The sequence below is a fragment of the Pseudoalteromonas sp. bablab_jr011 genome (genome assembly GCF_016464045.1).
Taxonomy (GTDB): Bacteria; Pseudomonadota; Gammaproteobacteria; order Enterobacterales; family Alteromonadaceae; genus Pseudoalteromonas; species Pseudoalteromonas lipolytica.
On sequence record NZ_JACDWU010000276.1, the window covers coordinates 1 to 4,362 of the forward strand.

The 4,362-nt window shown below is 39.7% G+C and carries 3 protein-coding genes and 2 pseudogenes; all 5 read right to left on the bottom strand.

What is annotated here, in order from left to right:
• Nucleotides 1–284: 284 nt before the first annotated feature.
• Nucleotides 285–482 (bottom strand): annotated as a pseudogene (locus tag JIG41_RS22920) (protein CapI); the annotation flags it as partial.
• Between the two features lie 15 nt (nucleotides 483–497).
• Nucleotides 498–656 (bottom strand): annotated as a pseudogene (locus JIG41_RS22925) (UDP-glucose 6-dehydrogenase); the annotation flags it as partial.
• Nucleotides 656–2,377, bottom strand: coding sequence for a glycosyltransferase family 39 protein (locus JIG41_RS16050; RefSeq protein WP_024603946.1), 1,722 nt, complete (start codon nucleotides 2,375–2,377; stop codon nucleotides 656–658). The gene JIG41_RS16050 and the pseudogene JIG41_RS22925, both read right to left, overlap by 1 nt.
• Before the next feature lie 12 nt (nucleotides 2,378–2,389).
• Nucleotides 2,390–3,043, bottom strand: a complete 654-nt coding sequence (locus JIG41_RS16055) for a TVP38/TMEM64 family protein (RefSeq protein WP_024603947.1) — start codon at nucleotides 3,041–3,043, stop codon at nucleotides 2,390–2,392.
• The gene (locus tag JIG41_RS16060; protein WP_024603948.1) at nucleotides 3,039–3,776 is read right to left on the bottom strand and encodes a glycosyltransferase family 2 protein; all 738 of its coding nucleotides are present in this window, start codon (nucleotides 3,774–3,776) and stop codon (nucleotides 3,039–3,041) included. The genes JIG41_RS16055 and JIG41_RS16060 overlap by 5 nt, the downstream gene beginning before the upstream one ends.
• Nucleotides 3,777–4,362 lie beyond the last annotated feature (586 nt).

Consider the following 4,362-nt stretch of genomic DNA (forward strand, 5'->3'; position numbering starts at 1 on the left):
AGCGTTGCCATAGCAGTTTCGCTCGCGCGGAGAAAATTGCGATACTGAGAAAAAATCGATCGCAACCATCTTAAATGGTTTCAAACTAAGAACATACCCAAGACAATTTATTAAAAATTAGTTTTCACACAGTCTGTGCCATGAACGGACCTTGATGAATAGTATTGGATAATATTCCATTATCAAAGTGTCCTGTTTGATTACAGCAGATAATTACTGATATTAGAAATATAGGCGGACATCTCTAGATGTCACTATTATGCAAAAATGGATAGATAAATCACTTAACCATAAAATTCACGATACCAGTCAACAAAGTTATTAACGCCCTGTTCAACACTCATTTTAGGCTTATAGCCAGTAACATTAAATAAGTCATCAATATCTGCAAAGGTTTGGTAAACATCGCCCGCTTGCATCGGCATAAAATTTTTCTTGGCTTTAATTCCTAACGCGCTTTCAAGTGACTGAACAAAATCGAGATCATCTTTAAATAAAAAAGCTTCTATTTCTTTATCGACAAAGGGAGATTTACGACTATTAATTAAATCTACTTTCGCTGGAACGATATCGTAGATAACCACCTTATTATGCTGAGCAAGTAAAATGGCATTAGACAAACCAACAAAACCTGCTCCTACTACAGCTATTTTCATTAATACGCTTCTCTAGGAACACTAAAACGCTTAATAACTTTTGGCGCTTGGCAGTTTTCTGCCATTTGCTTAGCACTTAATAATAACCAGTGCTGCCTGTGAGCGTAGCCCATATCTTGCCCGTTAGACACATCGAAACACGTTAAGTTGGCATCATCTGGCACTAAAATAAATCGACCCGCCTTCTCGCCCATCCATAGCCATGCGTTACGCTCTTCTTCTTCATCCGTTGCTAGGTAACTAAAATGCGTTATTGGTAATTGTGAAAACAATAAAAATTGCTCTTTAAATTTCACTAACCCAAGTTCACCGCGCTCACCATGCTGACCTAAGGTGTTTTCCACTTCTTCAATAACATGTTTGGGTGTGCGCAGGGGCTCGGCTAGCCAATATCCTAAGGTACTCACTATTAACCAAGAAGCGACAATTACCATTCCTAAATTAAAAAAGGCGTTTTTCGACCGTAATCGCCATAAACTAACTAACCATATCGCTGCTAAAATAAACGCTAAACCTGCCGCCCACGGGATCATTTCAGGGTATGCGGTTAATGGTTTCACTAATTTTTTATGACCCGTTAATAAACCAATGCAAGCGACAACAAGCACAATAGCAATTAACCATAAAATGCTTTTGCTGATGCGGTTAAACCATAACGGTAGTTTAACTTCATGGTAAGCAATGGTGGTAAACAGCGACAACATCGGCAATGCAGGTAACACATAAACCCCGCGCTTGCCCGGACTAATACTGAAAAAACACACCACAAGCACAACCCAAGCAAACAATATCATCAATACTGGATCTGTTTTTAATTTGTGATAAACATGCTTTAGCGAGCTCAACAATAAAATTGGTAATGGAAACCACATCACGGGAATTACACTAACAATAAAATAATACCAAGGCTCAAGGTGATGCCAGGCATTGGCGTACCGTTCGCCCGTTTGCTTGAACAGAATATTGTTTTTGTACTGAATTAATTCAGGGGTCGCTTGCTCTGCCACCGTAATCATCATCGGTACAAACCAAGCCGCCAACACCAAGAAAAAGGGCACAAAACCTAACCAACAAGCGAAGGTGAGCCTGCCTTTAAAATAGTCTTTATTCGCCAAGCGATAAGCAATGATGGGAATAAACATGAGTACAGGTAAAAAACCTACCCCTTTAGTAATAATGCCGAGCGCCATAAATGCCCACGAAATAAAATACCAGCGCCAATTGGGCCCTAAAATGAAATGACGGATAAAGCCATAACAACCAATCGTTATCCAACACATCACCATCGCATCAATTTGGGCAGCTTTAGCTTGGATCAAAAATTGTGGTGTAATTAATAAAAGTAAAGCGGCATTGCGACCCACGCGAACACTATGGAGTTTTGCCCCAAGATCATACACCAAAAATAAAGTGATCAAGCCACAGATGGCGTTTGGCAGTAAAAATGCCAGTTTTAGGTTGCCAATAAGTGAATAAAAAAGAGCGATTGACCACATAAAAACTGGTGGTTTATCAGGATAAAATTCACCGCCACGCATTGGAAATAGCCAATTGCCAGTGGCAACCATTTCTCTGGCTACTTCAACAAATCGAGGTTCATCAGCAGGCCACGGTGAACGAATACCAATACCTAATAAAATAATAACAGCGGCAAAGGCCAGTAAGATTTTTAAGACGGCGTAATAATCATCTTGTTCGAAGGTTTTTATTATATTTTTCATAACCTAACTTCTTTATAGTTCTTGTACTTTACGACGAAATTGACTGCGATAAAGCAGTGAGCCAATTACCGATGAAACAATAAACAGCGCAATACTGATGAGTATTTTTTCGTGCTCTGATAAACCAATTCCAGCGCCAGCGTAGGCAAAAATTAAGGTTTGTGGAATGTAGCCAATAAAGCTACCAAGAAAAAACCCCTGAGCCGGTACTGTAGTTGCTCCAGCTGCGACATTAGTAAACAAGTTACTGCCGATAGGTAACAACCGAATCATCAATACCTTTAAGGTGGTATTGTCTTTAACCAAGCGTTCAAATTTCATTAAACTTTTATTAAATTTGCGTTGCAAGCTTGAGCGAAACAACCATTTGGCGGCGTAAAATGACAAAATACAACCGAGCTCTGTTGCTACTAACGCTAAAAGTGCCCCTTCAACAGCCCCAAAAGCAAAACCAAACGCAAACGCTAACAATTGGCGTGGCGCACCAAGAGCGGCATAGGCAGCCCCCATCGCCATCAATACAACAACGGCTTGTTTGCCTTGTTCTTTAACAAACTTAGCGACCCAGTTACTGTCAGCGATATGTTCAAAAAAACCTTGTTGAACTGCAAACGCTATCGCAATAAATAACGACAAACTAACAATAAATTTAGCGAGCCTGTTAATCGTCACTAGTGTTACTCGTTTGAATTTCATTAACCATTGGCACTTTGCCACGACGAATAAGCCACATCATGCCTAATACATCAACAATACCGACCCAAGCTCGATTCCAAGCCGTGTATTTTGATAGACCATGTTCACGATCGCGGTGGTTCACTTCTTGCACTTGCACTTCGCCTCCCATACGTTTGACCAAAGCAGGAATATAACGGTGCATATGGTTAAAGTGTGGTAGCCTTAGGTATGTGGCTGTGGGCACTACTTTCAAACCACAGCCGGTATCTGGCACACCATCATGTAAAATAGCATCGCGGAATTTATTAGCAAAACGCGACTGAAAACGTTTCCAAGGCGTGTCTTTTCGGTTTTTACGGTAGCCAATTACGCAAAAATTAGCGGCTTCTATTTGTTGAGCGCGCTCAACTAATTTAGGCAAATCAGCCGGATCGTTTTGTCCGTCGGCATCAAGGGTCGCCATCAAGGTGTATTTCGCCTGTAACACACCCGACACAATCGCTGTGCTTTGTCCGACACTGTAGGCATGTTTGATAGCTTTTACATCACAGCCTAATGTTCTTCCAGTTTCGAGGGCGGTTTCAAAGGTACTATCACTACAGCCATCATCGACAACGATAATCTCAAACGGGTATAAATCAGCAAGGCTGGTATGAATTTCTTCAATAAGATGGCCAATATTTTCGGCTTCGTCTTTGGCAGGAAGTACAACTGATAACATATATAAATCCCTGTTTTTTAGTTATTAGCGATAATAAATTTGCAAATTAATCACCGATAAGTCAAGCAATTAAAGAAACCTATCGGCTAAATAAAAAGTGTCTTAATAAAATATCAGGCAAACCTTAAGATTTACTTAAGAAAAACTGAAAAAATGATTTACAGCACTACACGCAATATTACTCTGAATATTAGGACTCTTTTCTCGGGTAGATTTCATCATACTTTAATGGCTACAAGTCCATTAGTTTTGTTGAGACATTTTTTTTTAACTGTAAAATATTAGAATATCCACGTTCACCAGCATATGTTCAATGTCCGTAACTCGCTCTAAGCAGTCTTTAGAGCATTTACTTTTACTCACTTTGGGGCAGAAGCAATGCGCAAGTTTTGCAATTTACTCACTCGTTAATGGACATAAACGTTTTCTAACGAATGCCTGCTTTGTGCCCAGACTGTGTGAAAACTCTGATCACCTTTTGGTCTAAGTATGTTCTGCTTATGATCTATTAATCTATACATTTAGTTCACTTAATATACTGATATTTATATAATTAGACTATTGATTCAGTTGAGGGTTGAGGCAG